2 protein-coding genes and 1 pseudogene are annotated in these 3174 nt (G+C 38.3%); 2 read left to right on the top strand and 1 reads right to left on the bottom strand.

All coding sequences use genetic code 11. The features are described 5' to 3' along the window. Positions 1 to 209: 209 nt before the first annotated feature. Both RM347_RS35620 and RM347_RS35615 read left to right on the top strand, forming a co-directional pair. Positions 210 to 659 carry a hypothetical protein gene (locus RM347_RS35620; protein WP_322719696.1) on the top strand — a complete coding sequence of 150 codons (450 nt, stop codon included), beginning with the start codon at positions 210 to 212 and terminating at the stop codon, positions 657 to 659. Between the two features lie 458 nt (positions 660 to 1117). Then, a pseudogene (locus RM347_RS35615) lies at positions 1118 to 2267 on the top strand (IS1634 family transposase). 314 nt (positions 2268 to 2581) lie between these two features. Here the strand turns inward: RM347_RS35615 and RM347_RS35610 are convergent. After that, entirely contained in the window at positions 2582 to 2857 is a 276-nt protein-coding gene (locus RM347_RS35610; protein WP_322719697.1) for a hypothetical protein, read from the bottom strand. Positions 2858 to 3174: the final 317 nt, after the last annotated feature.

The raw sequence follows: 3174 nt of genomic DNA, 5'->3' as shown, positions 1-3174 counted from the left end.
GCTAGTTAGCGAGCCTTGCGCTTGGATATTATGAGCTAGTCACAGCAAAGCTTTGATAGTTTTTGGAGATGTCTAATCTGTACAGGGCAAATAATTAGTAATAAAAAGCGCTTTTGTGAAATCAAGAGCGCTTTTTATTGGCTCCACGCTTCATATATCACAATTAAACGGCTACGCCAATGCGAAGTGAAATGTATTGGTATTGAACAATGAACCCTCAAGAAAATTCTGAATTACTTGCTGCCTTGATGCGCCAAGAGGAACTACTCAAGCAGTTAGTCGCAGCAATCAATAAACCAAAACTGGGATTGCATTCTGAAGCTGGCAGTTGTAAAATGGAAGTAAATGCTTTAGCTGCGTCTACATTTGATGGGGAAGAGATAAAACAGGTGATTAGGCAGGAATTAGCCGAAGCGATCGCTCAGATAAAGGGCTTAATAGAGAAGGGTTCGGATGAAGTTGCCCTACCTACGCAAGAGGCTGCTTCTGTTGAGCAGCAAGTCATACCAGATTATTCAGCAATACGCGAAAATATCCTTTCCCAATTGAAAACAGGTAAGCAATCAGCAGCTAAGGCAATTGACGCTTTTATTGAGTCACTGGGTGCTGTAAAGGAGCAACAACGGCCAACAGATGAAGAATTAGGTGTAGCTTCTTAGAATTTTCTGCTAGCGGCTGGTGGTTGGAAATTACTGGTACTGAAACAGAAGTGGCTCAAATCTGGCTCTAGATAAAATAGTTGTAAAATAAGGTTCCTAAAAGACTGATTTAGGTAAGCACTCCCGTAACCACAGAGGATGAATGACAATTGAGCCAAGCATGAGCAGTTTATTTTCTCCCCCAGATTACCCAACGATGTACCGTTGTATCCCACCTTCCGCACCCTAACTGTCACACATCAACAAAAAGCTGACAGAGTAGTACATAAGAACTAAGTTTGAGAAAAAGTTAAGAGACCTAATGAGAATAAGTAGTATTAAGTCTCTTGAATTGGCGAGAAGAAGAAGTTTTGTGACGAAAGGCAGAAGAAAGGGAAAACGTCATAGTAAAAAAATTAATTGATAACAAAAAGAGAAATGATTTAATTACAACAGAATCCGTGGAGAATACTGTTGTGATATTGAATACCAAAGATATTGAAATTCAGAACATAGACCATCTAGGTATAGTAGCAGGAATAATAGATTCTATAGGATTAGTAGAAACAATCACTCTCATTAATAGGTGAAGAGAAAGGAGAAAAAGTCAGCCCGGGTCATGTCGTTAAAGCCATGATATTGAATGGGTTAGGATTTGTATCAAAACCTTTGTATATGTTTCCCCAATATTTTGAAACAATAGCCTGTGAGCATTTAATAGGAGCAGGAGTAAAACCAGAATATCTCAACGACGATAAACTGGGGACAGTCATGGATAAACTTTTTATAAAAGGACTGGATACAATATTTTTTATCATCGCCTTAAAAGCCGCCAAAAAATTTAATGTATCTCTGTCATCATCACATCTAGATTCATCATCAATGCACGTGCATGGGGAATACAATACCAGCTTACCAGAAGTAATATTTGAGAATCAACAATCAGGAAAGACCCAAGACCTAGAAGAGTTAACTGTAAAATCACCAAAAGAAATTACCATTACTTACGGTTATTCAAGAGATCATAGACCAGACCTGAAACAATTTAAATATCACCAAATTGCGGAGAGTAAAGTTACGGAAATCATCTCTCACAAAAAAGATAATCAAGCAGAAACATCTTACCAAATTTCAGCTACAGTATCTCAGAATGAAAGTAAAATTAATACAGAAATTCTGAGTGCAGGGCGTTTTATTATTGCCACAAATATTTTAGAGTCAAAGCAGCTAGGTGACGATTTAATGCTGAGTGAATATAAAGCCCAGCAGTGCTGTGAGAGGGGATTTGGTTTTCTTAAAGACCCATTATTTTTTGCCGATAGCATTTTCCTCAAAAGCCCTGAGAGAATAGAGTCGTTAGGAATGATTATGGGTTTATGTTTGCTGGTCTATACATTGGCGCAACGTCAAGTAAGAGCCGCTTTATCTAAATCGAAATCAATGATTAAAAATCAGTTGGCAAAAGCAACTGACCGCCCCACTTTACGTTGGATATTTCAACGCTTTCAGGGTATTCATTTAGTTAAACTTCATAACGAAAAACACGTTTCTAATTGGGACCAAGATAGGAATTTTATCCTGAATCTTTTACCAGATGATTGTCTCCGTTATTATCAATTAATCACATAATCCCCCTCTGTATTAATTTAATATAGCCGTTTACCTGAGCTAATTGTTTTAATTTATAGCTCTAATTTATTATGTCAAAAATCTAGTTTGGTCACTTCAATTCATTATTCTAGTTTAGAATTTCAGCCTTTAACATCTTCATTTATTTATCTCATCCGAATCTATCTGCTATCAGTTCTTATTGCTGCTTATTGAGAATAAGTTTTGATGGCATTTTTGGTGATTCATGGTGGCTCAAATGTCTTTTTTGTTTTCAGATGTCTGTTTTTATTCTTACGTACCTTTGTTTTCTCAGTAATTTCCGTTTGTGACACTTAGGGTGCGGAAGGTGGGTTAGAAAAATCGGGGCAATCCTCATCATCCCACCCTTGGGCGTGAAAACCGCAGACTAATAAATTGCCCCCATACTCTTGACCGTGGTAATTAGCGCAATCGATACAAGCTATTGGTCGGCTAACTTGGTCATCAAAATCAAAATCATCATCATCCGATTCATCTGCTCGAGCTAAGGATGCATTACAGTTGGGGCAGGTTTGAATATCTCGCCCCAAGTCTTTAACCAAACAAGTGAGCGGTTGCCACGAAGTCATGACCTCACCACTGTTGCTAATATGACTAGTGAGTGACGAAAAATAGGGGTAACTGCATTGGCATACGACCACCTCACCATCAGTGTGCGGATCGTAGTGAGCTTCTAGATATTCTAGGGCAATTCTCCAATTCTGTTGCTTAGAAATACTTTGTGGCTCGCCTTCATAGTTTACCTCCCACAGTTTATCATCGTGAAAAATCCTAAGAGAAAATGATGTATAGTCATGAGCTAGATTTTCGGCGTTGCTGAATCAAAATATGAATCAGGCGATCGCTGGAATAAGACTTGTACCTCACATCGTGAGTGGCACTGAAC

The sequence above is a fragment of the Nostoc sp. ChiQUE02 genome (genome assembly GCF_034531305.2).
Lineage (GTDB): Bacteria > Cyanobacteriota > Cyanobacteriia > Cyanobacteriales > Nostocaceae > Nostoc.
The sequence above is the reverse complement of the archived record's forward strand: the minus strand, read 5'-3'. Positions and strand labels throughout refer to the sequence as shown.

What these genes read in the sequence shown, in the direction of transcription:
- RM347_RS35620 (WP_322719696.1), top strand. Translation starts at nt 210, where the DNA reads ATGAACCCTCAAGAAAATTCTGAATTACTTGCTGCCTTGATGCGCCAA.
- RM347_RS35610 (WP_322719697.1), bottom strand. Translation starts at nt 2,857, where the DNA reads ATGACTTCGTGGCAACCGCTCACTTGTTTGGTTAAAGACTTGGGGCGA.